This window comes from Nocardia sputi, assembly GCF_023501985.1.
Map to the genome: position 1 here is coordinate 315,978 of NZ_JAMFLC010000004.1, position 23,734 is coordinate 339,711.

Genomic DNA, 23,734 nt, shown 5'->3' on the forward strand with positions numbered 1-23,734 from the left:
ACGGCGATGTGGTCTCGCGCGAGCCGCTTGGGGCCCGACAACAGGACGCGTCGACTCAGGCTTGCGCCAGCCGCTGCTTCTGCCGCTCGACGTCGAACTTCGCCGGGGGCCAATCCAACTCCAGCCGCTCCAGCGCCGCGATCAGCAGTTCGGTCACCGCGAGGCGGGCGAACCACTTGCGGTCGGCGGGCACGACGTACCAGGGCGCGTACTCGGTGGACGTGCGTTCCAGCATCGCCTGGTATGCCTCCTGGTAGGCGGGCCAGAACGCGCGCTCATCGATGTCGGAGGGGTTGAATTTCCAAAATTTGTCCGGACGTTCCAGCCGCTCGGCCAGCCGCCTCTTCTGTTCGTCGAGCGAGACGAACATCGCGACCTTCACCAGCGAGATGCCCTCGTCCACCAGTTCGCGCTCGAAGGTGTTGATCTCCTCGTAGCGCGGCTCCCACACGGTGGGCGGCACCAGATTGTGCACTCGCACCACGAGCACGTCCTCGTAGTGCGAGCGATCGAACACGCCGAGCTGACCGGCGCGCGGCAGCGCCTTGCGGATGCGCCACAGGTAGTGATGACGCCGCTCCTCCCGCGTCGGCACGCCGAACGCGGCGTGGTCGACGCCCTGCGGATCTACCGATCCGATCACGTGCCGGACGATGCCGCCCTTGCCCGCGGTGTCCATGCCCTGCAGGATCAGCAACACGCTGCGCCGGTCGCCGCCGGACCGGCCGTTGGCGTACAGCTTCTCCTGCAGATCCGACAGCACCACGCTGCGTTCGGCGAGCAGTTCGAGGCCTGTCTTCTTGTCGCCGGTGAATCCAGGGCGCCCGGAGGTATCCAGCTCGGCGACTCGCAACCCGTCCGCTTTCAGGGCCTCGGCAGGTGTGACCGTCCACAGCTTCGACATGTTCCGAACCTACCCGCGGTAGTCGCGAGTGGTCAGATCTGCGCGAGGCGCAGGAGTTGGGCGGCGAACTCCTCGTCCGATACGGGGGTCAGGATGAGATCGTGCGCTGTGGTGAGCAGGTAGCGCCCGTCACCGGTGAAGTCCAGCCAGGTGCGGTGGCGGGTGGGTGGGGACATGGGATTCTCCGGCTCCACCGTGACGGTGATGAAGCCGCGCCCGTCCACCGGCTTGCGCAGGATTTGGCGGAATTTCGCCGCGCCGCGCTGGCCGTTGGTGACGAACGGCTCGGTGCGGTCCGGACTGAGCACGGCGTCCTGCGGCTCACGCATCGGGGCGAGTCTGCCCGGCCGCGCCGAACCGATGATCTGCACCAGGCGTTCGCCGACTGCCCGGACATGGCACATGTGCACGGTCACCCGGTCCGGCGTGGCGACCAGGATGCTCGCGTGGTTGTGCACCACCGCGGCGAACGCGAGAATCCGTACGGGTTCCGCCGCGCTGCCGTTGTGCGACGCCGCGGAACGCTCGCCGGAGACGGTGATGGTGGTCGCGTCGTGGCGCGCGCAGAGCATCAGCGCGGCGGCCAGATCGGGGTCGGCCTGCCGGGAGAAGCGCTGCGGCAAACCGAGGGCGTGATACTCCGATTCGGTGCGCACGGTAGCCGAGGGGACCATGTTGACCGGGTAGGGCCTACGGTCCAGGCTCGTTTCGTTCGTCCAGACATGCGTGAATTCGTCCGGGGTGAGCACCCATTTCACCGTGCGCCGCCTCCGCGGACGGAGTCCGGATCAGCGGGTGCGCCGTTGTCGGCGGTCGAGCCTTCGTGTGGCTGGGGGAACTGGGGAACGCGGTCGCCGGTGGCGGGCATCGTCGGGGTGTAGACGTAAGTCATCGTGTCCCGGACATCCGCCTCGATGTCTGCCGCCGCACTATCGTGTTCCATCCTACGTTTTCCACCGTAAACCGCTTCGGCGGCCGGGTCCGCCAGTGGCCGATACCGCTGCGGTGGCGCGATCGCGCCCCGGACCGTTTGCGCGGCATCGCTATTCAACTCCATCAGCCGCGCGACCGCCCGGCACACGTCGTGAGCCTCCTCGCCCGCGCGGACGAACTGCCTGGTCGCACCCACGGCGGCGTCGGCTGCCCGGCCGGACCAGCGTGCGAACTCCCGGTTGGTGGCATCGGAGAAGGCTTGGAACGCTTCGGCCATCGCGGCGGCGTTGGTGTGCCACGCCGCGGCGACCCGGCCGAGCGCCGCCGGGTCGAGCGTTTCGTGCACCAGGTCCCATATCTGCTGATGGGTGTAGGCGCCGAACAGCTCTCGATCCGGCGCGTAGGCGGGATCGGTCGCACCAGCGGTGAATCCGGCCAGCTCCTGCCGGATGTCGTCGGCGGCGGCCCGTGCCGCGGAGTCTGCCATTCTTCGTCCCCCTCAGTCGATCCCGGCGTGGGGAGGCCCGCTCATCGGGGCTCCAGGTATTCGGCGATCAGCCGCAGCGCGGCCTGGTTGGCCGCTTCGGCCTCGGCCAGCCGGTTGGCCGCGGCGAGATACGCGGCCTTGAACAGCAGCGCGGTTTCCTGGAACGCCGCGAGGGTGTCCAGGTATTGCCGTCCTTTGTCGGCGAATCCGCGGGTGAGGCCATGTCCGGTGGGCAGATCCGGGAAGCCGGTCACGTCGGTGACCAAGTGCTGGCCGGTCATCGCGCGACCTAGATCGTCGACCAGCTTGTCGCACGCCGCGGCGAGATTCTCCGCCACCGCGGTGTCCAGCTCGAACGGTTCGCCCCCGCCCGCGCCGATGGCCGCCGCGTACAGCTCTCGCGCCGTCCCCTGTCCGGTATCGGGTACCGCCACGTGGAAGCCCCCTTCCGCTCGGTCCTGCTCGTACCGCGCTGTACTGGATCCGCACTTTACCGGTCGGTACAACACCGTGGACCGACTCGGTACCGGCTTGTGCGAGGCCCCCGGCGACCCCGCGCGCCGTTGTTACACTGGCCAGCGGTCCGAGGGGCGGTGTCGGCAGGGGAGGGCGACCGGTGGCCGAAATCCATGACGTATATCCGAAATACCTGAGGATCTCGGCGTATCTGCTGGGGCTGATCGAGAGCGGCGAGCTGGCTCCCGGCGCCGAGGTGCCCTCCGAACGGGAGCTCGCGGCGCGCTGGAAGGTGGCACGACCCACCGCCGCCAAGGCGCTGAATGTCCTGCGCCGACAGGGAATCGTGGAGACCCGCCGTGGATCGGGCACCTATGTCGCCGAACGCGGCGTGCTGATGCGCGAAAGCGCGCCCCGATACGGATCGTCCGCGCTCGCGGGCGAGTCGGTGACCGTGCTGCGCGCGGAGGTGGTCGAAGGGCCACGAGAGGTGACCGACTCGCTCGGCGTGCCCGCGCGAAGCCGGGTGATCGTGCGAACAACACTGCGGGAGTCGGCTTCCGCGGGCACGCGGCTGATCACCTGCTGGTTTCCGGGTGGATTCGCCGAACCCGCCACCCTCCTGCTCGGCTCCGATCCGCTGCCCTGTGAAGTCCGGCGTTACCTGGAATCGGCGGTCGGTCGCGTCACCGCGGTCGTGCGCGAGAGCGTCGGCGCCCGGCTGGCCACGGAGGACGAACGCCGCCACCTCGCGCTCCCACACCCGGCCGCGGTGTTGGTGGTGCGCCGCGTCGGCCTCGACGCCGGGCGCGTCGCGCTCGAGTACCGTGAGATCACCCATCCGCCCGGCCAGTGGTGCGCACAGGAGTATTTCACCAGCTCAGCGGCCAATTTCCGCCGTTGACACCCTGAGCCCGCAACTGGCATAGTCCACTTGTCGGAAGTGTCGGAGGGTGGGGAGTGGCGATGTCCGATCAGTTGACCGTCGGCGGCTGGGTGGTCGTGGGGGAGCAGTGCTCGGTCCGCTTGGCCCCACTAACTCGCGACGACTACTTGGCCTTCGTCTTCGAAAGTAGCGGAACCGAATTCGAATTGGCCTTGGCCCCTGCCATCCTCCACCGCATGGTCGATCTCGGCGCGGCCCCGCCCACGCCCTGATCCCCTCGCGCCCGTACTCTCAGATAGTGAGCCGCGGTCGAGGCAGCGACAGACAGCTGTGGCGGATGGCTCGAGAAGGCGCGGCTCACGCATCGGCGCGCTGACCTTTGGCCACAGCGGCCAGCTCAGCGAAGCGGACCACGTTCCCGGCGGCGCCCCAGGTGCCTTCGGGCTGTTCGTGAATGAGCACCCACACTCGTAAGCCGTCGGCGTCGCCGAGTCCCGCCGCAGCCGAGACGTCCGCGGTCACCTCCTTGATCAGGCCCTCTTTGCGGCGATCGGACAGTGCCCCCGCGGGCACGGTGACGTCGACCCGGAATCTCGGCAGCTCGTCCTCGTCGCTGCCGAAAGCGCCTGCCGGGACCTCATCGATGCGGCTCCAGGCCAGCGCGCGGAAGAACGCCGCGTCGGGCGCTCCCTCCCACTTCAGCAAGGTGGACGCGAGCCTGCCGCGCAGCGCGGCGCGAGTATCGGCGGACAGGACTCCGGTGGGCAGGGTCAGCTGGATCATCGGCATGTCGAACTCCATTCGAAACGAATATCGGCGTCTATAACGATCGTTATAACTCCTGCACGGTACGCTATGACAGTCGTCATGAGCAAGGGAGGGGAAGCGATGGCCGAGACGCCGCAGGCGCGGGAGCGGATGGTGGCCGGCGCGGCCGACATGATCCGCCGCCGCGGCCTGAACGCGACCAGCGTGCGGGAACTCGCCAAGCACGCCCAGGCGCCGCTGGGCTCCACCTACCACTATTTCCCGGGCGGCAAATCGCAACTGGCCGCCGAAGCGGTTCGGTTCACCGACGCGCTGGCCGCCCGCAAACTCGCCGGGGGGCTTGCGGCCGGGCCGGTCGCCGGTCTGCGGTCATTTGTGGACATGTGGCGAAAGGTGGTGCTGGACAGCGACTTCCAGGCAGGATGCCCGGTGCTCGCCGTCGCGATCGAAGATCCGGGCGACGACGACCAACCGCAGCGTGCCGCCGCCGCCGCGTTCGAGAACTGGACCGGACTGCTGGCACGGTCGTTGCGCGAGCACGGCGCGAGCGAGATCGACGCCGAGCAGACCGCCACCCTGGTCGTTGCCGCGATGGAGGGCACGGTGGCGATGTGCCGGGCCGAACGCAGCATCCGTCCGCTCGATCACACCGTGGACAAACTCGAATTCCTGATCCGAGCCGTCACCGGTGAGCAGCGCCGGGGCTAAGCCGGTTTCGTCGCGCTGACGTACTGGAGCAGGCGATGGACCCGCTGGTCGATCTCCACCAAGCCGTGTTCGGCGAAGAGGGTGGGGAACGTCCGGGTGCCGAACACCCGCAGACCGCTCAAGCCGCCGACCACGCGGCTCACCTCGCCGACGGGGTTGGGGGCTCGGTGGCTGGTGGTGATGGCGATGCGGCCACCGGGAGCGAGGACGCGGATCATCTCCCGAGCGGCGACGAGCGGGTCGGGAATGAGGTAGAGCGCGCCGAAACAGCAGACCGCGTCGAAAGTTCCGTCCGCGAACGGGAGCCTGCGCGCGTCCCCGCGCAGATACCCGACGCGCGGTCCGGCGTTGTCGGCGACGGCGCGCGCCAGCATCGGTTCGGAGTAGTCCAAACCGATCGCGTAGCCGTCACCCGACAGCGCCTCGCTCAGGTATCTGGTGAAATTGCCCGGCCCGCAGGCGATGTCGAGAACCTTCTGCGCGCCGCCGAGCCGCAGCGTGGCGACCGCGTCGCGCCGGTCCGCCGCGGTCGTGCGCCCGCTGGCGAGATAGAACAGCGTCGGCCGCCAGGCTCGTTCGTACACCGCGGCGAGGGCCGGGGCATTCATCGTCTTGCGTGCGAGATTCACCGGCGTGCGACCTCAGGCACGCTCGACCGTGATGGTCATGCCCGCCGCGCGCAGCCGGTCGGTGAGCGCGTCGCCCATCGCCGCCGCGGGAGTGAGGATGCCCGCGAGTTCGGGTTGCTTGCCGGTGTCGAACGCCAGGCACAGGCCGCTCTCGCCGAGCAGCACCGCGGTGGCCTGATATCCCGGGTCGCCAGCGCCGGAGAAGGTGGCCACGTACTTCGCGCCCGAAGTGGTGTGCGCGAACGTCTTCATGGTGAACCAACCGCTCTTGCGGGCCTCCTCGCTGGGCCCGGTCCCCGGCTTGGGCAGCACGCGGTCCAGCAGTTTGCGGCCCGCGGCGGCCCGCGACAGCAGCGCGCCCGCGGTCAGACCCGCCACGATGCCGCCGGCCACGCCCGCCGCGACCAGTGGCGCGACCCGCGATTTCCCCGCGCTCATCACTTCGCGGTAGCGGAAGTTCTTGCCGTACACCCAGCCGAGCAGCCCATTGGTGCGGCGCACGATCTTGGTGTTGTGCGCGGCCATGACGAACGTGCTCACCCATCCGTCCAGACTCGGGTCGATCGCGCTCGCCCGGGCCAGCGCCTGATCGGACTGGCGGCCGACATCGGGATCCATCGACTTGTCCGGGCTCAGCGAATACGGATGCGACAGCACCGCGCCTTTGGCCGGATCGGCGGCGACCGCCTCCATCATGGCGCGGCCGGAATCGATGGTGCCGCCGCTGACACCGCCCTTCAACGAGGCGACCAGCGTGGTGTCGACGAGCTCACCGGCGTTGTCCTCGACCGTGCGGCGGTAGAGCTGGTACACGCTCAGATCGGACGGAATCGAGTCGTAGCCGGAGGAATTCACGATTCTCGCGCCGGTGGCCACGGCCTGTTCGTGATAGGCGTCGATGGCCTCGCGGATGAACAGCGGCTCACCGGTGAGGTCGGCGTAATGCGTTCCGGCCTTGGCGCATGCCCCCACCAGCGGCATCCCGTAGCGCAGATACGGACCGACGGTGGTGACCACGACCTTGGTCCGCGCGGCCAGCTCGTCCAGCGCGGTCTGGTCCTTCGAGTCGGCCACTACCAGCCCCCAGCTCGCGGCCTTCGGCCCCAGACCCTCCCGCACGGCGGTCAGTTTGTCCAGCGACCGGCCCGCCAGCGCGATCCGCGCGGATTCCGGTGCTGCCGCGAGGAGATACTCCGCGGTCAGCTGGCCGACGAAACCCGTCGCGCCGAAGAGGACCAGGTCGAATTCCCGAGTGTCTGCCATGGTTTTCCGTTCTGGGGTCGTGTCGCCGATCGGCTACTTCGTGGTCTTCTTGCGCGCCCGCGGCCGTTGCGACGCGGTGTGGGCACGGTCGGCGAGCCAGGCGTGATGGGTCCGGCCCAGCTCGGTGACCGGTGGTTCGTCGTAGAGCCACTCCCGGGCGATGCGGTGCCAGTTGGCGGTGCACCCGAGGTGACCCAGCATGCCGAAGGTCAGGAAGTCCGCGCGGCGGGAGAAGAGGTGCTCCGGCGGCAGATTCTGTTGCTTCATGCCGGTGAACTCGCTGGCCCGCGGGTCGACCGCGAGCAGGAAGGCGCCGCTGGCCAGTTCGGGGGTGATGGTCAGCTCCTCGTCGACCAGACACCATTCCGAGGCGGCCAGCACGTATTCCAGGCACTCCTCGGCGCCGATCTCCTGCGGCGAATCGATGACGCCGCGCTCGATCATCAACTCGCGCAGATCTTCCGCGCGATCTTCCGCGGCGGCCCGCAGACAGGTCAGCTCGAACTGCACGTGCTCGGCATCCATCCGGTTGAACAACCCGAAATCCAGGAACCCGACCCGGCCGTCCGTGGCCAGCAGCACGTTGCCGGGATGCGGGTCGCCGCAGAACTCGTTGAAGGTGAACAGCGACCCCACGTAGAACCGGTAGATGATCTCGCCGATCCGGTCGCGTTCGGCCTGGGGCAACTGCCGGATCGCCTCGAAGCCCTTGCCCTGCACATACTCGGTGACCAGCACTCGGGTGGTGGAGAATTCCGGCAGTGAGCGCGGCACGATGACGAACGGATGCTCGGCGTAGAGCTCGGCGATCTGCAATTGCGTGGCCGCCTCGGCCCGGTAGTCCAGTTCGGCTTCCATGTTCAGCCGCAATTCGTCCAGCACCGCGGGCGTCACCCACGGCATCGCGGATTGCAGCACGCGCCGGAACATCGCGAGATTCTTCAGGTCCGCGCGCACCGCGGCGTCGATGCCCGGGTATTGCACCTTCACCGCGACCTGGCGGCCGTCGTGTAGTCGCGCCCGGTAGACCTGGCCGATCGAGGCGGCGGCGACCGGCTCGGCGTCGAACTCGGCGAAGACCGCGTCGAGCGGCTTGCCGAAATCGTCCTCGATCACCTGGCGCATGGCCGCGAAGGAGACCGTCGGGGCCGCGTTGCGCAGCACGGCCAGGCGTTTCTGGAATCGCTCCCGGTGGTCCTCGGGGACCAGATCCAGGTCGAGCACCGACATCATCTGGCCGAGCTTCATGGCGACGCCCTTCATGGTGCCCAGCACCATGACCACCTGCTCGGTGGTGCGAATCATGGATTCCTCGGCCATCTTCGCCCGGACGGCTTCGGATCTGCCCCGCATGGTCAACCGTGCGCGCTGTGTGCGAAGCACCGAACTGGCTGCCACCGCACCCAGCTTGGTGCCACGAGCAAGCCGAGAGGTCGGTACTTGCTTCGCCATCGAGGTACCTCCGTTGGTGCCGCGGTCGGAGCGACGGACGCAGGCGGCCCCTTGCGTGACCGTGGTGTCCCGCGCAGACCGCCGTCGCGTACGGCGCCGGCGGTGACGCAGCGCACTCGGCGCACCGCTCGGGTTCAGACTAGCCAACGTTCCGGCAAAGTCGAGAGGGCCGGTGAACTTCAGCAAGCGGCCCAGCTAGCACCCCGGGGATCGGGCCGGTTCAGTCCTGCGCGGGCGCCTCAGGGGTGGACAGCACGTGCGTCTGGGCGTTGAACGCCGCGGGCGAACCGCCCGCGCGGGCCATGCCTTCGATGGCGCTCCAGGCGAGCATGGTGAGGTAGTCGATGACGTCCTCGCGCGACAGCGACTTGTTGGTCGTCCACCAGTGCGTCGCCAGCTGAATGCCGCCGACCAGCACGTACGACGCCAGCGCGGCGCCCTCGGTCCGCACGCCCCGCTCCCGCGCGCGCTCGGTGATGACCGCGCACACCACCTCGGCGAAGAGCTTCTCGAACTCCGCGAGCGAGGACTGGTCGGCCGAGCCGTTGCCCATGATGAACCGGTAGACCTCCGGGTCCTCGTCGACCGTGCCGACGTACTCGGCCAGTGCCGAGCGCACCAGCTGATACTCGTCGGCGTCCAGGCTGATCGCGCCGTAGACCCGGGGCATCAGCGTGGTCTCGATGAACCGCTGCATGGTCGCGTGGACCAGGTCGTTCTTGTCGGAGAAATAGCGGTAGAGCACGGTCTTGGAGACGCCGATCTCCGCGGCGATCTCGTCCATGCCCGCGTTGCTGCCGCGGGCGCGCACCGCGGCCAGGGTGCCGTCGACGAGTTCCTCGCGGCGATCGATCTTGTGTTGCCGCCACCGGCGCTTGCGGCCGTCCATCCGGCCGCCGCGCACCGCCGACGGTCGCTCGTCGATATCGACAAGATCTTCGGTGGACAGCGTGGGCTCCCTCGTTCGTAACTTCTCCGGTGGCTACCAGCTTAGGTCCCCGCTACCCGTGATATGCGCGTTTGGGCCCGGATGCGGTACGAACCACAGCGTCGGGCGCGTCGGGCGTGTCGAGATCCGCTCGCCCGCTCGCCTACTTCGCCGCGCACAGCAGAATGGGAGGTATGGAGAAAGCCCCCGGCAACACCGCGGTGCTGGACGCCCCCGCCGCGCCTGCCGCCGCGTCCTTCGGCTTCGACGCCGTGCTCGACGAGGCCGCCAAGCGTCGCGACCTCTGGCGGATGAAGGCGCTCGCGACCGGCCTGCTCGCCTCGGCCACCGCGATCTATCTGTTCTGCCGCTGGACCGAATCGCGCGGGGCGGGTGGCGACTGGGTCGGCTATCTGCGGGCTGCCTCGGAGGCGGGCATGGTCGGCGCGCTGGCGGACTGGTTCGCGGTGACCGCTCTGTTCCGTCATCCGCTCGGCCTGCCGATTCCGCACACGGCGATCATCCGGCGAAAGAAAGACCAGCTCGGCGCCAGTCTCGGTAGTTTCGTCGGCACGAATTTCCTGGCGCCGGAAGTGGTGTCGGCCAAGGTGAACTCAGCGCAGATCTCCTGGCGGGTAGGGCGCTGGATGGCCGATCCCGGTCATGCCGCGCGGGTGGCGCAGGAGAGTTCGACGATCCTGCGGGCCGTCGTCGGCGTGCTGCGCGACGAGGATGTCGAGCAGGTCATCGACAACACGATCGTCAAGCGCATCGCCGAGCCGCTGTGGGGTCCGCCGATCGGGCGGGTGCTGGCGGAACTGCTCGCCGACAACCGGCAGCTGGCGCTGCTGGACCTGCTCGCCGAGCGCGCGCACCAGTGGGCGCTCGGCTCGCAGGAGACCATCGACCGGATCGTGTTGCGGGACGCGCCGCAGTGGGCTCCGAAATTCGTCAACATCCTGCTTTCCGAGCGGATCTACCGGGAACTGGTCGAGTTCACCTGGAAAGTCCGCTCGAATCCGGAGCACGAAGTCCGCCTCGCCGCGAATCGCTTCCTGGAGGAATTCGCCGAGGACCTGCAATATGACGACGCCATGATCAAGAAGGCCGAACGCATCAAGGCGCAGATCATGGGTCGCGAGGAGATCACCGGTTTGGCCTCGGCCACTTGGCGCGCGGCGAAGCGGCTGATCCTGGAATCCGCCGACGATCCGGGCAGCACGTTGCGGCGCAAGGTCGCCGAGAACGTCCAGCAGCTCGGGGAGCGATTGCGCGACGACGCGGACCTGCGCGCCAACGTCGACGGCTGGATCGACCGCGGCGCTCGCTACTTGGTGGAAAACTATGCGGGTGAGATCAGCACCCTGGTCACCGACACGGTTGCCCGGTGGGATGCCGACGAAGCGAGCAAGAAGATCGAATTGCAGGTCGGCCGGGATCTGCAATTCATCCGCATCAACGGAACTGTCGTCGGTTCGCTTGCCGGACTGGCGATCTACACGATTTCGCATCTGATGTTCGGCGGTTGATCCACGGCACGCGGAACGTTTGCCCAGTCGCTGCTAGCAGACTGCTTGCAATAGCTAGCACCCTGACCTAGAATCGAACCCGTACAAACCGCCAGAAGGTGAGTGATGGCAGACCAGCCCGAGGTTTCCGCCGAGTACACCGACAGATCGGACGAGCACTCGTCCGGCGTCGGCGAACGAGGAGGGCGCGTCGTCAGTGCGGCGCACGACATCGGAGGCTTCATCAGGGCGCAGCGCGAAGCCGCGCAAGTCTCGCTACGCCAGCTCGCCCAGCTGGCGGGGGTGAGCAATCCGTACCTCAGTCAGATCGAGCGCGGACTGCGTAACCCGTCCGCCGAAGTGCTCACGCAGATCGCGAAGGCGCTGCGGGTCTCCTCGGAGGTCTTGTACGTACGGGCTGGCTATCTCGAGCAGCGGCCGCACAGTCCGGTCCGGGACGCACTGCTCGCCGACACGTTCATCAGTGAGCGGCAGAAGCAGGTGCTGCTGGACATCTATGAATCGTTTCGCCGGGAAAACGGAGGAAACGAGGCAGGGGGGGACGTATGGGACAGCGACGTTCCGCGTACGACAACCGACACTCCGCCACGCCAGGAGAACGAAACACAATGACCGAGAAGAACGCCACCGTCACCAAGCCCTTACTCGCCACCGTCGGCGCGGGTGACGCCCTCTACACCGCCGTCAACGACGTCGTCGCGCAGGTGCGCGAGCGTGCGGTCGCCACCGAGGTGCAGGCCCGGGTGGAGGAGGCGCGCGAGCGCTTCGCCAACGTCCCCGCCGACGTGCAGGCGCAGTTCGAGTCGCTGCGCGAGCGGCTGTCCGGGCTGCCGTCGGAACTCCCGGAGGACCTCGCCGAGCTGCGCGAGAAGTTCACCGCCGAGGAGCTGCGCACGCTGGCCGAGAGGTACTACCGGCAGGCGCTCGACATCTACGCCGACCTCGCCGTCCGCGGTGAGGAAGCCATCGACCGGCTGCGCGCCAACCACCTCGTCGAGGAGCGGATCGGCAAGGTCGAGACCATCTACGGCGACGCGGTGAGCCGCGCCGAGGATGTGCTCGAGCGCGTCAACGGACTGCTCGGCCGCCCGGCCAAGGTCGAGACCGAGGCCGAGCAGGCGGCCGATCCGGCGCCGGTCGTCGAGGCCGAGGTCGTCGAGGTGACCACCGAGCCCGCCGCGGCTCCCGTCGTGAACGGCGCGCCGAAGAAGGCTCCGGCCAAGAAGGCCGCTCCCGCCACCGCCACCGCCGCCAAGAAGGCTCCGGCGAAGAAGGCCGCCCCCAAGAAGGCCTGACCGATACGCGCTGAGGCTGCCCGACGCCCTCGTACACCCCTGGTGTGCGGGGGCGTTGCTTCTATGATGGGTGGGGTGAATATGGTGCACGGTTTGACCGGGATGATCCTGCTGGTGCTGTGGCTGGCGGCGCTCGGTGCGACGATTTTCGCGCTGATCCACGCCGTGCGTCAGCGTCCGGACGCGTTCACCGCGGTGGACAAGCTGACCAAGCCGATCTGGCTGGCGATTCTCGGGGCGGCCGTGCTCGTGCTCGTTCTCTTCCCGGCAGGTCTGGGCCTGCTTTCCTTCGCGGCCATCATCGCGACGGGCATCTACCTGGCCGACGTCCGGCCCAAGGTGGACGAGGTGCAGCGAGGTCCGCGCTGGTGAGAGGCGAGTTCGCCGACGGGTAAGGGTGCTTGCACTAGCAAGCGGTGCGAATCGGGGTTACTGTATCTATCAGTAACACAAAGGAGTGTCCGATGCGTGCCATGCTGCCGACCGCGTTGACCAGCTTCCCGGGGCTGCTCCGGAGCTTGCGCGCCGCGCACAGCGCCGACTTGCGTTCCCGTACCTACCGGACCGCCGCGTTCAATCCCCCGACCGTGCGCCATGAGGTGATTCCGGTCCGGGCAGGCGACGGGGCACGGCTGCGAGTTCACGCCTACGGTCCGTCGGATCGTCCCGTCGTCGTGCTGGTCCACGGCTGGACCTGCTGCCTCGAATACTGGAACCCGCAGATCAACGCGTTCGCCGACGACTATCGAGTGATCGCCTACGATCAGCGCGGCCACGGCGAGAGCGAATACGGGTCGAGCGAGTTGACCACGGACCTGCTGGCCGACGATCTGGCCGCGGTGCTCGACGCCGCGCTCGCCCCCGGACAGCGAGCCGTGCTGGTCGGCCACAGCCTGGGCGGCATGACCCTGCAGGCGTGGGCGGGACGCTATCCCGAGCGGGTCGCGCGGCAGGCGCTGGCGGTGCTGCTGACCAATACCGCGGCCGACCGGCTCATCCTGGAGACCACGGTGGTGCCGCTGTTGAACCGGCCGCTGCGGCTGCTGCAATTGAAGGTGCCGCTGCCGTTCCTGTTCGGCAGGTTCGGCCTCGGCGCTCCGATCGTCTTCCCGCCTGTCGCGCCGGTGCGCTGGCTGTTCGCGCGCCAGATTCTCAGCACCGCGGCGAAAGGCGACCTGCTGGATTTCAGCATGGCCATCGTTCGCTCGTGCCCGGCCTGGGTGCGTTCGAAGTTCGGTTTCCTGCTCGCCACGATGGATGTCGGGCAGTCGGCGCGCAACCTGGTGGTCCCCACGACGGTGCTCTCGGGCCAATTCGACGACATGACGCCGCCGGTCCACTCCGAGCGGATCGTCGACATGCTCCGGCAGACCGGCAGTCCGGTGCGCTACCAGATGCTGCCGACCGGCCATCTCGGCAATGTCGAGGCCTACGAGCGGTTCAACCAGGAGCTCGCGCGCCTGCTCGCCGCGGTGGGCAAACCCGCCCGCGCGGATCTCGCGGGCTGATCTACCGGGTTCCCGTTCGCGCGCAGGTCAGGAGAATACGACCGTCCGGCGACCGTGCACGAGGACCCGCCCCTCCAGGTGCCAGCGCAACCCGCGCGCCAGGACCACCCGCTCGATGTCGCGGCCTTGGCGGACCATGTCGCGCACTTCGTCGGCGTGATCGATGCGGATGACGTCTTGCTCGATGATCGGGCCCGCGTCCAGTTCCGCGGTCACGTAGTGGCAGGTGGCTCCGATCAGCTTCACGCCGCGGGCGAACGCCTGGTGATACGGGCGAGCGCCGACGAAAGACGGCAAGAAGCTGTGGTGGATGTTGATCGCCTTGCCCGCCCAGTGCTCGCACAGCCGCGCGGGCAGCACCTGCATGAACCGGGCCAGCACCACCGCGTGCGGGTCGTGCGCGTCCACCAGGGCGCGGACCTCTTCGAACGCGGGACCGCGTTCGGCCGGGTCCTTCGGGAACGGCACGTGATGGAACTTCACGCCGTGCGCCTCCGTCATCGCGGCAAGATCCGGGTGATTGCCGATCACCGCCTCGATGGTGGCGGGCAACTCACCGCTGGCGGCGCGTCCGAGCAGGTCGTGCAGGCAATGGCCGTCCTTGCTGACCAGCAGGACCGCCCGGCGGCGCGCGCCGGAGTCCAGCAGTTGCCATTCGGTCTCCGGACCCAGGGCGGCCGCCACCGCGGCGAACCGGTCACGCAGTTCCGCGATCCCGAACGGCACCGTCGCGGCCTTGATCGCCTGGCGAGTGAAGAACCAGCCGGTATCCGGATCGGAGTGGTATCCGGCCTCCACGATCGAGCCGCCGAACTCGGCGATGAACGACGTGATCCCGGCGATGATGCCGGGCCGGTCCGGGCAGCCGAGGGTCAGCACGTAGCGGCGGTCGTCCTGAACGGGTGGAGCGGAACTCATGCGTTCATCCTCCCAGGTGCGCCGTACAAGATTTGCCGCGCCTTCGCGCTGCGGCCTGCGAGCCGAGGGAGGTCCGAAGCATCCTTATCCGCCCTATTTGCGCGAACGACTCGAAACTCGGGTGCTGCCCCTGTTCGCGGGACGAGTGCTCGCATTCGACTCGACTGCTTCCATCGCATATGCGGAACTCATGGCCACGGCACGGGCTGCCGGTGCCGCGGACGGCTATGTCGCCGCGACGGCGAGTGCCGCGAACATGGCCGTGGCGACTCGCGATTGCGCGCCGTGCCAGGCTGCCGGGGTGAGTGTCATCGACCCCTGGGCGTGAACCGCACGCCGCACGGTCGAGGGTGGGGATCGAACCGCGTGGGCGTCACCGGTCGCCTCGGCGGACGATCCATGTCGTCCGGTCGGTCAGAGGGTGTAAAACGGTTCCGCGTAATGGAATTCGCCGGCGATCCGGGAGTCGTAGGCCGACAGGGATCGGACCTGGAAGTGGCTGATCCAGGCGGGGTCGTCCGGTGTGATGCCGAGACGGGCGGCGGGGACGAAACCGAAGCGTGGGTAGAACTCCAAGCTGCCGAGCAGGCCGATCAGTGGTTCGTCGAGCGCGTCGGCGGCGCCGAGCGCCGCGTGCATGAGCGCCGAGCCGATGCCCGCGCCTTGATGATCGGCGAGGACGCCGATCGGGCCGAGTGCCAGCACGGGGAACGGGCCGACCGCGGCTCTGGTCAGGCACAGGTGTCCGACCACGCTGTCGTGCTCGATCGCCACCAGCGACAGCGTCGGGATCCAGCCCTCGTCGCTGCGCAATTGGGCGACGAGACCAACCTCCGGGGGATCCGCGCTGCCGGGATTGCCGGACACCACGGCCTCCTCGACATGCTCGGCACGGGCATAGTGCGGTGCGAATGCGCTGCGGTGCACCGCAGCGATCGCAGCGGCGTCGTCGGCGCGTTCGCGACGGATCAGCACGGTCGTCTCCTCCCGAACGAAGTAGGGCCCATCCGCACACGTTAGTCAGTCGAGGCCAGGCGTTACGTTCTCCGATGCGCCGTCAGCTACGAGTGTGCGGGAAGTGCCGCCACGCGCGCAACGCAATTCGCCTCCGGTATGCCAGACTCTCACCCCATGGCAAGTTCCGCGTCGCTGACCAGGGCCGAAGTGGCCGCCATGATCGACCACACCCTGCTCGCCCCGGAGGCGACCCGCGCCGACGTCGACACGCTGATCGAGGACGCGCGTGCGCTGGGCGTGCTCGCGATCTGTGTGTCGCCCTCCATGCTGCCGGTACGCGCGCCGGGGCTCGTGGTCGCGACGGTCGCCGGATTTCCCTCGGGGAAACATCACTCGCTGGTGAAGGGCGCCGAGGCGCGGCTCGCGGTGGACCAGGGCGCGGCCGAGGTCGACATGGTCGTCGACGTCGGCGCGGCCCGCGCGGGTGATTACCAGGCGGTGCTCGCCGACATCGTCACGGTGCGCGAGGCGGTGGGCGATCGGGCGCTGCTGAAAGTGATCATCGAATCCGCCGCGCTGCCGGACGAAGCGATCGTGCGGGTGTGCCGGGCCGCCGAGCGGGCAGGAGCCGATTTCGTGAAGACCTCCACGGGTTTTCATCCCGCGGGCGGCGCCAGCCCGCACGCGGTGCGGTTGATGGCCGAGACAGTCGGCGGCCGCCTCGGCGTCAAGGCCAGTGGCGGTATCCGGACAGCCGAAGCAGCGGCGGAGATGATCGCGGCGGGCGCGACTCGGCTCGGGCTGTCGAGATCGCGCGAGGTGCTGGACGGCTTCGCGGCCTGACCGGCGGCCGAAAGCTCTCGCGGGCACCCGGTTCGCCCGCCGCCGGATCCGGAGGCGTTGCCGTGGTGGGTTTCAGCAGCGCGTGCTGGAGTTGTCGCTCGCGGGCTCGAGCTGGGTACGTCCACCCGCCAGTTGGACATCGACGCCGGAGTCGGTGACCTCGAGTTTCGTCGCCGTCATGCCGAGCGGGTAGCTCTGCAAGCTCTCGGTGAAGATGTCGACGATGCTCTGCACCAGGTCGGCGGGCATGCCGATGCCGAGCAGCTCCGCCGACATCGTCTCCACCTGTACCGCCCCGTTCACGATCTGCGGTTTGAGTTGCAGTTCGGCCAGACCGCCGAGCACCGACAGGGTGAGCATGCCCGAGCTCGAGGAGGAACTCACATTGCTGACCATCCCGCCGAGCGTCTCCTTGATGCCTTCGTTGCTCCAGGTGACGTCGGCGGAGGAGCTGCCGATCACGCTCCCGTTCGGATCGTCGACGTCGACGTCCCGGAAGACGGAGTGCACCACCATGCCGACGGCGGGTCCGAACTTGGTGTCGTTGCTGTTCACCCGCACCGTGGGCACCTTGCCGTCGATCCAGGTGATCAGCATCGGCTTCGGACCGAAGCTCACGTCGATCTTCGATCCCATCTCTTTCTCGAACTGCGAGCTGATGCAGTTCGAGACCCTGTGCCTGGCGTACGCCTCACCGCCGACCAGGACCGTGGCGAGCAGAATCGCTACCACGGTCACAGCGATCAGCAGGGCCCGCCGGTTGACCGTCGAGGTGGAGCTTGCGTCCGTACTCATGGCGAAAATTCTTCCCGACCTTTCTGTGCCGTCTCTGTGGAGGCAGTGAGGGGTCCGAATGTGACATGAGGCACAAAAACCCAGCGTAGCCTGGTGCCCATGGCTGGCGATGCGGCAAGCCGCGCGATCGGATCCGCGGAACAAGGATGGCGTGTCCTGCGCCGCTGGGCCGGTCGGCACGCCGGTTTCTTCACAACTCGGCAGGTCCTGCGCACCGGCTGCGGGGCGCGAGTGCGGGCAGGACTCGGTGACGGTTCGGTGACCAGGGCCGGGGTGGGCGTGCTGCGGCTGGCCGAGTGGCCGGACGGTCCGCTGGACGAATACGCGATGTGGGCGGCCTGGTTCGACGGTGCTTCGGTCGTCTCCCATCAGAGCGCGGCGGAACTGCACGGACTCGGCAGTCTGGGCCCGCGGTTCCTGCACTTGTCGGTGCGCGCGGGCCGCGCCCCGGCCATACCGCGGCTTGTGGTCCTGCGCCGCTCGCTGACCGGCGCCGACTTCGAATCGGCAGGCCCGTTCCTGGTGACGACACCAGTGCGCACGGTGCTCGACCTGGCCGAGGCCGACATCGGGCAGGACGCCTTGAACGAAGTGGTCGCCGACGCGGCCGCCATCCACCGCTGTGCGGGTGAGGAGATCACCGACGCGGGGGCGCGCTTGTCACCGCGTGCCGCGAAACGGCTGTACCGGGCGCTGGCCGTAGCGTGACGAAACTTGTGCGGGTCGGGAAGTGCCCGATCAGCTGGTAGCCAGGGGCGCGACCGCCGACCACGGCACCGACAGCACGTTGTCGCGCAGACGGCGGCGGTAGTGCCGGATCGGGAAGCCTTCCTCGCGGAGCGCCTGCGCCGCCGCCCGCCACCGGACGCGCGGACCGAAAGGCGCCATCGGCGCGGCACGTGCCCACGCGCGGTCCGCGGCAGCGAGCAGCGCGTGGATGGGCTCACCGGGAACGTTGCGGTGGATCAACGCCTTCGGCAAGCGTTCGGCCAGGTCCGAAGGGCGTTCGACGGTGAATGGGTCCCAGGCCAGCGTGAGCGAGCGCGGTCCGTCCCGGTCGAGCAGGACCCATGCGCAGCGTCTGCCCAGTTCGTCGCAAGTGCCGTCGACGAGCAGGCCGTCCGGCGCGAGCCCGGCCAGGACGGTGGACCACGCCTCGGGAACCGCCGCTTCCGGATACTGCCGCAGGACGTTGAAGGCGCGTACCAGGACGGGGCGCAGCCCGGCCAGTTCGAACCCGCCGCGGGCGAAGGTGACGCCGTCGCGGCCGGGCACCACGCGCTGCGGGTCGATCTCCAGCCCGACCACCCGCACGTCGGCGCGGACCGTGCGCAGCCGTGCGGCCAGCTCGAACGTGGTCCACGGGCTCGCGCCGTACCCCAGGTCGACCACCAGCGGATCGGGAGCGCCTGCCAGCCGGTCTGCGACGAACTCGTCGTTGATCAGCCAGCGATCGCTGCGGCGGAGACGGTTGACGGCGGTGGTGCCACGGGTGATGGTGCCGACCGGTTTGGTCAGCGGGTGGGGTGCTGCTCTTCCAACCACTGGACTGTGAACTCGGCCTCGCCGCGGAACAGATCGACCAGGTTCACCAGCATCAGCTGCTCCAGGCGCGGCCCGACCATAGGGATGAACACCTTCGCCTCCGAGGAGAAGCGCATCGTGCAGCCGGTCTCGGTGGGGAAGAGGCGAATGGTGCCGCCGAGGCTGCCCGGCCCCGCCGGGATGGACGCCGAGTACTTACCGGTGATCTCCTCCGCGCCGTAGGGGCTGTAGGTCTCCTTGCGGGTGATCACCATGTCTTTGCGTATGACCGTCTGGGCGATCTCCGGCAGCATCTCCCGGGGCAGGATGTGATGCAGTTCGATGTCGATCCCGCCGTCGCCGGCTTCCAGCCGGACCACCTGGTTGCCGGGCGAGTACTTCCGCATCTCTTCCATCCGCGCTTCCCAGTAATCGCGGTTCGACAGCGCCGCGTACAGCTCTTTTGTGGTGTGCAGCGGGTATCGGGCGGAGTAGTCCAATCGGCGTGCCATGGGCTCACACGTTACTGGGTCCGGCGGGGCCGACCTCGCCGGGCGGGTGGAGTGCGGAGGTGACACGAACGCGGGCGCCGCACGATGTGACGTCGAACAGTGCCCGTGCTCCCGGCTCGGATCAGTGCGCGGCGAGCCAGTCGGCGGTGAACTCCGCCTCGTTCTTCAGCAGCTCGGTGAGGTGCTCCTGGATCGCCTTCTCGATCTTGCCGCCGAACAGCGGGATCTTGACCTCGATGGTGCCCTCGACCGTGGCGACGGCGCCGGAGCCGTCGGCGGCCAGCGTGATGGTGCCGCGGACCTCGGCGGGCGCGCCCTCGACGCGTGCCTCGAAGGAGGCGTGCTCGCCGGTCCAGTCCTCGACGCGCGGAATGATCAGATCGCCGGGGCGCACCGCGGTGACCGCGGCGGGCAGCTTCTCGGCGGCGATGGCTTGCACCATCTCGATGCGCACCTGCTCACCGCTGACGGTGACCGACTCCAGCCGGGCGTCGGGGCCACCGACCGCCGCGATGCGATCCTTCCAGTACTGGTCGTTCGCGAACGCGGCGCGCACCGCGGCGGGCGGGCAAGAGTAGCGGGCCGTGTACGCCAGCGGTGTAGCCATGGCACCACACGCTACCGTGTGGCGCGCGAGCGAGACGAATGGTGGCATCCGATCTGCTCGCGGGCCGAATACGCCGGCGTGTAGCCGTGAGCGCGCACGCTACCGTGTGGCGTGCGAACTTCACGAATGGTGCCCTCGCATCTCCTCGCGGGTACCGGTGCGCGGCTGCGCCCCGACGTGCGGCTGGCAGACCTGACCACGCTGCGGGTGGGCGGGCCGGCACTGGTCGCGGAATGTGCGACTACCGAAGCCTTGGTCGCCACGGTGCGGGCCCTCGACACGGCCGGTGTCCCGGTATTGCTGCTGGCGGGAGGTTCCAATCTGCTCGTCGGCGACGACGGCTTCGACGGTGTGGTGGTCCGGGTCGCCACCACGGGCGTCGAACTCGGCGACGGCGGCGTGGTCGCCGAGGCGGGCGCGAACTGGGACGACGTGGTGCGCGCGACGGTCGGCGCCGGTCTCGGGGGACTGGAGTGCCTGTCCGGCATCCCCGGCTCGGCGGGTGCGACGCCGGTGCAGAACGTGGGCGCCTACGGCGCGGAGGTGGCGAATCTGCTGCGCAGGGTGCGCCTGCTGGACCGCGCCACCGGGGAGATCCGCTGGGTGGAGCCCGGCGAACTCGGGTTCGGCTACCGCACCAGCGTGCTCAAGCACCGCGACGACGCCGTCGTGCTCGCGGTCGACTTCGCGCTGCGCGCCGACGGTTCCAGTGTGCCGCTGCGCTACGGCGAACTGGCCTCGGCGCTGGGCGCCGCGGACGGCGAGTCCCGGCCCGCGGGACAGGTCAGGGACGCGGTACTGCGGCTGCGCGCGGGCAAGGGCATGGTGCTCGATCCGGCCGATCACGACACCTGGAGCGCGGGTTCGTTCTTCACCAACCCGGTGGTCGCGCCGGAGCGGGTGGCGCAGGTACGCGCCGCGATCGCCGCTCACGTGGGCGAGGTCACGATTCCGACCTACCCCGCGCCGGAGGGGGTCAAATTCTCCGCGGGCTGGCTGATCGAGCGGGCGGGTTTCGCCAAGGGCTTCCCCGGCGCCGGGGCGCCCGCCCGGCTGTCGACCAAACACACCCTGGCACTGACGAATCGGGGCGCGGCCAGTGCGGCCGATCTGGTCGCGCTGGCCAGGACGGTGCGCGACGGCGTCGCCGAGCGCTTCGGAATCCGTCTGGAACCGGAACCGGTCACCGTCGGCGTCACGTTGTGATCGGCTGAGGTGGACACCACACGCTGCGGCGACGGATCCGACCGCGCGCCGCGCGTAGATTCGATTCGGTGAACCACCGCCCGATGATCCGCCGATCGGTTGCCGTGGTGTCGGCCGTCCTGCTGGTGGTCGTCGCCTTCGCGGCAGGCTGCACGGCAGACCGCGACTCGGGCGGGCCGGGCACCGGCTCCGGTCCGATCGCCGAGGTGACGTTGACCCCTGCCGACGACGCCACGAACGTCAATCCGACCGCTCCGGTGTCGGTGACGATCAGCGACGGCACAATCGATCAGGTCGCGCTGACCAATGCCGCGGGCAAGCAGGTCCGCGGCGAACTCTCACCCGACCGGCGCGGCTACACCATCACCGAGCCGCTCGGCTACGACGCCACCTACACCTGGTCGGGCACCGCAGTCGGGACCGACGGCAAGCCGATCCCGATCGACGGATCCTTCCGCACGCTCGCGCCCGCGAACACCGTCCCCGCGACCCTGAACATCGGTGACAACCAGGAAGTCGGCATCGCGGCGCCGATCATCCTGCAATTCAAGTCCTCCGTCGTGAACAAGGCGGCGGTGGAGCGGGCGCTCACGGTCACCACCGACCCGCCCACCGAGGGCGCGTGGGCCTGGTTCCCGGACGACGGCGGCTCGCGGCTGCACTGGCGTCCCGAGAAGTACTGGACGCCGGGCACGAGCGTGCATGTCTCGGCTCGGCTCTACGGACTCGACCTGGGCGGCGGCAATTACGGCTACTCCGATCTGACCTCGGATTTTCGCATCGGCCGCAGCCAGATCGTCAAGGCGAACGCCCCGAGTCACCGCATGCAGGTGATCCGTGACGGGCGAACGTTGTTCGATTTCGCGGTCAGCTACGGCGAGGGCAACGAGCCGCGCAATGTCACCCGCTCCGGCATCCACGTGGTCACCGAGAAATACGAGGACTTCATGATGTCGAATCCGCCGTACTACACCAATGTCCGCGAACGCTGGGCGGTACGCATCTCGAACAACGGCGAATTCATCCACGCCAACCCGGAATCGCTGTCGGCGCAGGGTTCGGCGAATGTCACCAACGGGTGCATCAATCTGTCGCCCGCCGATGCCCAGGCCTATTTCCCCACGGCCCTGTACGGCGACCCGGTCGAGGTGACCGGAACCGCGATCCCGCTCTCGGCCGCGGACGGCGACCTCTACGACTGGACCATCGACTGGAACACCTGGAAGACCATGTCGGCGTTGCGGGGGGCCCCCTCGGCCGTGGTCTCGGCGACGCCCGTGCCTCCGCAGCCCGCCGGCGCCCGCTGACCGGAGCTAGCGGGCGTTCGCGTCCTGCTCTTCGACTTCGCGATCGGCGGCGCGCTGGGCGCGAACCGCGTCGTGCCGCTCGGCGAGCAGGTCGCGGATCTCGATCAGCAGCTCGGTCTCGGTTGGCTCGGCGGCCTTGGTGGTGCCGAAGCGGTTCTTGATGGTCTTCATCGGCAGCATCAGCGCGAAATACAGCACCCCGGCGACCATGATGAAATCGATGACCGCTGTGATGATCGGGCCGAACGCGATGAAAGTGGCGGGTTTGGAGCCGATCAACTGCACGCCGAGGCCCAATTCGTGGGTGCTACCGAAGACCGCGAGCAGCGGATTGATGAGGCCTTTCGTCACCGAGGTCACCACGGCGGTGAACGCGGTGCCCATCACGACGGCGACCGCGAGGTCGATGACGTTCCCCCGCATCAGGAACTCTTTGAAGCCCTTGAACATGAGCCGAACCACTCCCATCCGATGTCTTGTGGCGTCTGGGATGCTAACGGCTCGGGCCGCTCGGCGAAGTCTGGGCAATTCGCGGCCGGGCCAGCCACGTATATCGAGTGATTCGCTTCGGCTATGAAAACGTCAGGTGCGACGGGCGAACCGGCCCGCGTCCGCCTGGTCGCGCGGCTTGATGACGATCTGATCCAGGTTGACGTGCGCGGGCCGGGACGCGACGAAGCCGATGACCTCCGCGATGTCCTGGGCGACCAGCGGGTCGATGCCTTCGTACACCTTGGCCGCCCGCTCGGCGTCGCCGCCGAAGCGCACCAGCGAGAACTCGGTTTCCACTGCCCCGGGCGCGATTTCGGTCAGCCGCACCGGCTGCCCGAGCAACTCACCGCGCAGGGTGCGGTGCAGCACGGCCTGCGCGTGCTTGGCGGAGGTGTAGCCGGAGCCGTTGTCGTAGGCGGTGAACGCGGCCACCGACGTGACGGTGACGATCAAACCGTCGCCGGAGGCGATCAGCTTGGGCAGCAGGGCTTTGGTGACGCGCAGCGTGCCGAGCACGTTGGTCTCCCACATCCACCGCCAGTCGTCCACGTCGGCCTCGGCCACCGGCGCCAAGCCCTTGGCCCCGCCCGCGTTGTTGACCAGCACGTCGACGCGCTCGACCGCCTCGGTGAACGATCGCACCGACTCGTCGGACGTGACGTCGAGTTCCAGCGCGGTGCCGCCGATCTCGTCGGCGAGGCGGCGCAGCCGATCGAGCCTTCGCGCGCCGAGGTAGACATGACAGCCCTGCTTTGCCAGCTCCCGGGCGGTGGCCTCTCCGATGCCCGAGCTGGCTCCGGTGACGACGGCGGTGCGAGTGCTCATGC

At 68.6% G+C, this 23,734-nt stretch carries 30 protein-coding genes; 13 read left to right on the forward strand and 17 right to left on the reverse strand.

Annotated elements, in window-relative coordinates; translation table 11 throughout:
* Window positions 1–55: 55 nt before the first annotated feature.
* Genes M8859_RS08560 through M8859_RS08575 form a run of 4 tightly spaced genes read right to left on the reverse strand, consistent with a single transcriptional unit; the run spans window position 56 to window position 2,758 of the window.
* Complete coding sequence (locus M8859_RS08560) at window positions 56–904, reverse strand: polyphosphate kinase 2 family protein (RefSeq protein ID WP_195069618.1); 849 nt, start codon at window positions 902–904, stop codon at window positions 56–58.
* A gap of 32 nt (window positions 905–936) precedes the next feature.
* On the reverse strand, window positions 937–1,653 hold the full coding sequence (locus M8859_RS08565; protein ID WP_249644076.1) for an ESX secretion-associated protein EspG: 717 nt from the start codon (window positions 1,651–1,653) through the stop codon (window positions 937–939).
* A gap of 5 nt (window positions 1,654–1,658) precedes the next feature.
* On the reverse strand, window positions 1,659–2,324 hold the full coding sequence (locus tag M8859_RS08570; RefSeq protein ID WP_223519091.1) for a hypothetical protein: 666 nt from the start codon (window positions 2,322–2,324) through the stop codon (window positions 1,659–1,661).
* 41 nt (window positions 2,325–2,365) lie between these two features.
* The gene (locus M8859_RS08575; protein WP_195069616.1) at window positions 2,366–2,758 is read right to left on the reverse strand and encodes a hypothetical protein; all 393 of its coding nucleotides are present in this window, start codon (window positions 2,756–2,758) and stop codon (window positions 2,366–2,368) included.
* A gap of 182 nt (window positions 2,759–2,940) precedes the next feature.
* Here M8859_RS08575 and M8859_RS08580 point away from each other — a divergent pair, with 182 nt between their 5' ends.
* Window positions 2,941–3,684 carry a GntR family transcriptional regulator gene (locus tag M8859_RS08580; RefSeq protein WP_195069615.1) on the forward strand — a complete coding sequence of 248 codons (744 nt, stop codon included), beginning with the start codon at window positions 2,941–2,943 and terminating at the stop codon, window positions 3,682–3,684.
* A 62-nt stretch (window positions 3,685–3,746) separates the two neighbouring features.
* Window positions 3,747–3,938 (forward strand): hypothetical protein, encoded by a 192-nt coding sequence (locus M8859_RS08585; protein ID WP_195069614.1) that lies wholly within the window; start codon window positions 3,747–3,749, stop codon window positions 3,936–3,938.
* 85 nt (window positions 3,939–4,023) lie between these two features.
* On the opposite strand, the gene M8859_RS08590 is transcribed toward M8859_RS08585, so the two are convergent.
* The gene (locus M8859_RS08590) at window positions 4,024–4,455 is read right to left on the reverse strand and encodes a tautomerase family protein (RefSeq protein ID WP_159921538.1); all 432 of its coding nucleotides are present in this window, start codon (window positions 4,453–4,455) and stop codon (window positions 4,024–4,026) included.
* Window positions 4,456–4,554: 99 nt separating this feature from the next.
* On the opposite strand from M8859_RS08590, the gene M8859_RS08595 reads away from it, so the two are divergent.
* On the forward strand, window positions 4,555–5,142 hold the full coding sequence (locus M8859_RS08595; protein ID WP_195069760.1) for a TetR/AcrR family transcriptional regulator: 588 nt from the start codon (window positions 4,555–4,557) through the stop codon (window positions 5,140–5,142).
* On the opposite strand, the gene M8859_RS08600 is transcribed toward M8859_RS08595, so the two are convergent.
* The 4 genes from M8859_RS08600 to M8859_RS08615 form a co-directional block, all read right to left on the reverse strand.
* Window positions 5,139–5,771: a class I SAM-dependent methyltransferase gene (locus M8859_RS08600; RefSeq protein WP_159921536.1), complete on the reverse strand. Its 633-nt coding sequence runs from the start codon at window positions 5,769–5,771 to the stop codon at window positions 5,139–5,141. The two genes, M8859_RS08595 and M8859_RS08600, sit on opposite strands and share 4 nt — an antisense overlap.
* Window positions 5,772–5,783: 12 nt before the next feature.
* Window positions 5,784–7,034, reverse strand: coding sequence for a saccharopine dehydrogenase family protein (locus tag M8859_RS08605; RefSeq protein ID WP_249644077.1), 1,251 nt, complete (start codon window positions 7,032–7,034; stop codon window positions 5,784–5,786).
* A 33-nt stretch (window positions 7,035–7,067) separates the two neighbouring features.
* Window positions 7,068–8,486, reverse strand: coding sequence for an ABC1 kinase family protein (locus M8859_RS08610; RefSeq protein ID WP_159921532.1), 1,419 nt, complete (start codon window positions 8,484–8,486; stop codon window positions 7,068–7,070).
* 220 nt (window positions 8,487–8,706) lie between these two features.
* Window positions 8,707–9,375, reverse strand: a complete 669-nt coding sequence (locus M8859_RS08615) for a TetR/AcrR family transcriptional regulator (RefSeq protein WP_283779456.1) — start codon at window positions 9,373–9,375, stop codon at window positions 8,707–8,709.
* Window positions 9,376–9,608: 233 nt separating this feature from the next.
* On the opposite strand from M8859_RS08615, the gene M8859_RS08620 reads away from it, so the two are divergent.
* From M8859_RS08620 to M8859_RS08640, 5 genes are all read left to right on the forward strand, one after another.
* Entirely contained in the window at window positions 9,609–10,943 is a 1,335-nt protein-coding gene (locus M8859_RS08620) for a DUF445 domain-containing protein (protein WP_195069613.1), read from the forward strand.
* A 105-nt stretch (window positions 10,944–11,048) separates the two neighbouring features.
* Window positions 11,049–11,555 carry a helix-turn-helix domain-containing protein gene (locus tag M8859_RS08625; protein WP_223519077.1) on the forward strand — a complete coding sequence of 169 codons (507 nt, stop codon included), beginning with the start codon at window positions 11,049–11,051 and terminating at the stop codon, window positions 11,553–11,555.
* Window positions 11,552–12,238 (forward strand): heparin-binding hemagglutinin, encoded by a 687-nt coding sequence (locus tag M8859_RS08630; RefSeq protein ID WP_195069612.1) that lies wholly within the window; start codon window positions 11,552–11,554, stop codon window positions 12,236–12,238. The genes M8859_RS08625 and M8859_RS08630 overlap by 4 nt, the downstream gene beginning before the upstream one ends.
* An 81-nt stretch (window positions 12,239–12,319) precedes the next feature.
* The gene (locus tag M8859_RS08635) at window positions 12,320–12,610 is read left to right on the forward strand and encodes a DUF2516 family protein (protein ID WP_321209637.1); all 291 of its coding nucleotides are present in this window, start codon (window positions 12,320–12,322) and stop codon (window positions 12,608–12,610) included.
* Between the two features lie 92 nt (window positions 12,611–12,702).
* Window positions 12,703–13,746: an alpha/beta fold hydrolase gene (locus M8859_RS08640; RefSeq protein ID WP_249644078.1), complete on the forward strand. Its 1,044-nt coding sequence runs from the start codon at window positions 12,703–12,705 to the stop codon at window positions 13,744–13,746.
* A 27-nt stretch (window positions 13,747–13,773) separates the two neighbouring features.
* Here M8859_RS08640 and purU read toward each other — a convergent pair whose 3' ends face one another.
* Window positions 13,774–14,664: a formyltetrahydrofolate deformylase gene (purU, locus tag M8859_RS08645; protein WP_159921526.1), complete on the reverse strand. Its 891-nt coding sequence runs from the start codon at window positions 14,662–14,664 to the stop codon at window positions 13,774–13,776.
* On the opposite strand from purU, the gene M8859_RS37590 reads away from it, so the two are divergent.
* The gene (locus M8859_RS37590; protein WP_159921524.1) at window positions 14,663–14,992 is read left to right on the forward strand and encodes a PIN domain-containing protein; all 330 of its coding nucleotides are present in this window, start codon (window positions 14,663–14,665) and stop codon (window positions 14,990–14,992) included. The two genes, purU and M8859_RS37590, sit on opposite strands and share 2 nt — an antisense overlap.
* An 86-nt stretch (window positions 14,993–15,078) precedes the next feature.
* Here M8859_RS37590 and M8859_RS08650 read toward each other — a convergent pair whose 3' ends face one another.
* Complete coding sequence (locus M8859_RS08650; protein WP_159921522.1) at window positions 15,079–15,639, reverse strand: GNAT family N-acetyltransferase; 561 nt, start codon at window positions 15,637–15,639, stop codon at window positions 15,079–15,081.
* Between the two features lie 156 nt (window positions 15,640–15,795).
* Between M8859_RS08650 and deoC the strand changes: the two genes are divergently transcribed.
* Window positions 15,796–16,464, forward strand: coding sequence for a deoxyribose-phosphate aldolase (gene deoC / locus M8859_RS08655; protein WP_159921520.1), 669 nt, complete (start codon window positions 15,796–15,798; stop codon window positions 16,462–16,464).
* Window positions 16,465–16,536: 72 nt separating this feature from the next.
* Here deoC and M8859_RS08660 read toward each other — a convergent pair whose 3' ends face one another.
* Window positions 16,537–17,259: an LmeA family phospholipid-binding protein gene (locus M8859_RS08660; RefSeq protein ID WP_159921518.1), complete on the reverse strand. Its 723-nt coding sequence runs from the start codon at window positions 17,257–17,259 to the stop codon at window positions 16,537–16,539.
* 99 nt (window positions 17,260–17,358) lie between these two features.
* Between M8859_RS08660 and M8859_RS08665 the strand changes: the two genes are divergently transcribed.
* Window positions 17,359–17,967: a hypothetical protein gene (locus tag M8859_RS08665; RefSeq protein WP_195069610.1), complete on the forward strand. Its 609-nt coding sequence runs from the start codon at window positions 17,359–17,361 to the stop codon at window positions 17,965–17,967.
* Window positions 17,968–17,997: 30 nt separating this feature from the next.
* Here the strand turns inward: M8859_RS08665 and M8859_RS08670 are convergent, their stop codons facing one another.
* From M8859_RS08670 to M8859_RS08680, 3 genes are all read right to left on the reverse strand, one after another.
* Window positions 17,998–18,804, reverse strand: coding sequence for a class I SAM-dependent methyltransferase (locus tag M8859_RS08670; protein ID WP_249644079.1), 807 nt, complete (start codon window positions 18,802–18,804; stop codon window positions 17,998–18,000).
* Window positions 18,774–19,295 carry a DUF2505 domain-containing protein gene (locus tag M8859_RS08675; RefSeq protein ID WP_159921514.1) on the reverse strand — a complete coding sequence of 174 codons (522 nt, stop codon included), beginning with the start codon at window positions 19,293–19,295 and terminating at the stop codon, window positions 18,774–18,776. The genes M8859_RS08670 and M8859_RS08675 overlap by 31 nt, the downstream gene beginning before the upstream one ends.
* A 121-nt stretch (window positions 19,296–19,416) precedes the next feature.
* Entirely contained in the window at window positions 19,417–19,902 is a 486-nt protein-coding gene (locus M8859_RS08680; protein ID WP_159921512.1) for a DUF2505 domain-containing protein, read from the reverse strand.
* Window positions 19,903–20,028: 126 nt separating this feature from the next.
* Here M8859_RS08680 and M8859_RS08685 point away from each other — a divergent pair, with 126 nt between their 5' ends.
* Window positions 20,029–21,108, forward strand: a complete 1,080-nt coding sequence (locus M8859_RS08685) for a UDP-N-acetylmuramate dehydrogenase (protein ID WP_159921768.1) — start codon at window positions 20,029–20,031, stop codon at window positions 21,106–21,108.
* An 83-nt stretch (window positions 21,109–21,191) separates the two neighbouring features.
* On the forward strand, window positions 21,192–22,415 hold the full coding sequence (locus M8859_RS08690) for a L,D-transpeptidase (protein ID WP_159921766.1): 1,224 nt from the start codon (window positions 21,192–21,194) through the stop codon (window positions 22,413–22,415).
* A 6-nt stretch (window positions 22,416–22,421) separates the two neighbouring features.
* Here the strand turns inward: M8859_RS08690 and mscL are convergent, their stop codons facing one another.
* Together mscL and M8859_RS08700 are read right to left on the reverse strand one after the other, a co-directional pair.
* Complete coding sequence (gene mscL / locus M8859_RS08695; protein ID WP_159921764.1) at window positions 22,422–22,865, reverse strand: large conductance mechanosensitive channel protein MscL; 444 nt, start codon at window positions 22,863–22,865, stop codon at window positions 22,422–22,424.
* Window positions 22,866–22,997: 132 nt separating this feature from the next.
* Entirely contained in the window at window positions 22,998–23,732 is a 735-nt protein-coding gene (locus tag M8859_RS08700) for an SDR family NAD(P)-dependent oxidoreductase (protein ID WP_159921510.1), read from the reverse strand.
* Window positions 23,733–23,734: the final 2 nt, after the last annotated feature.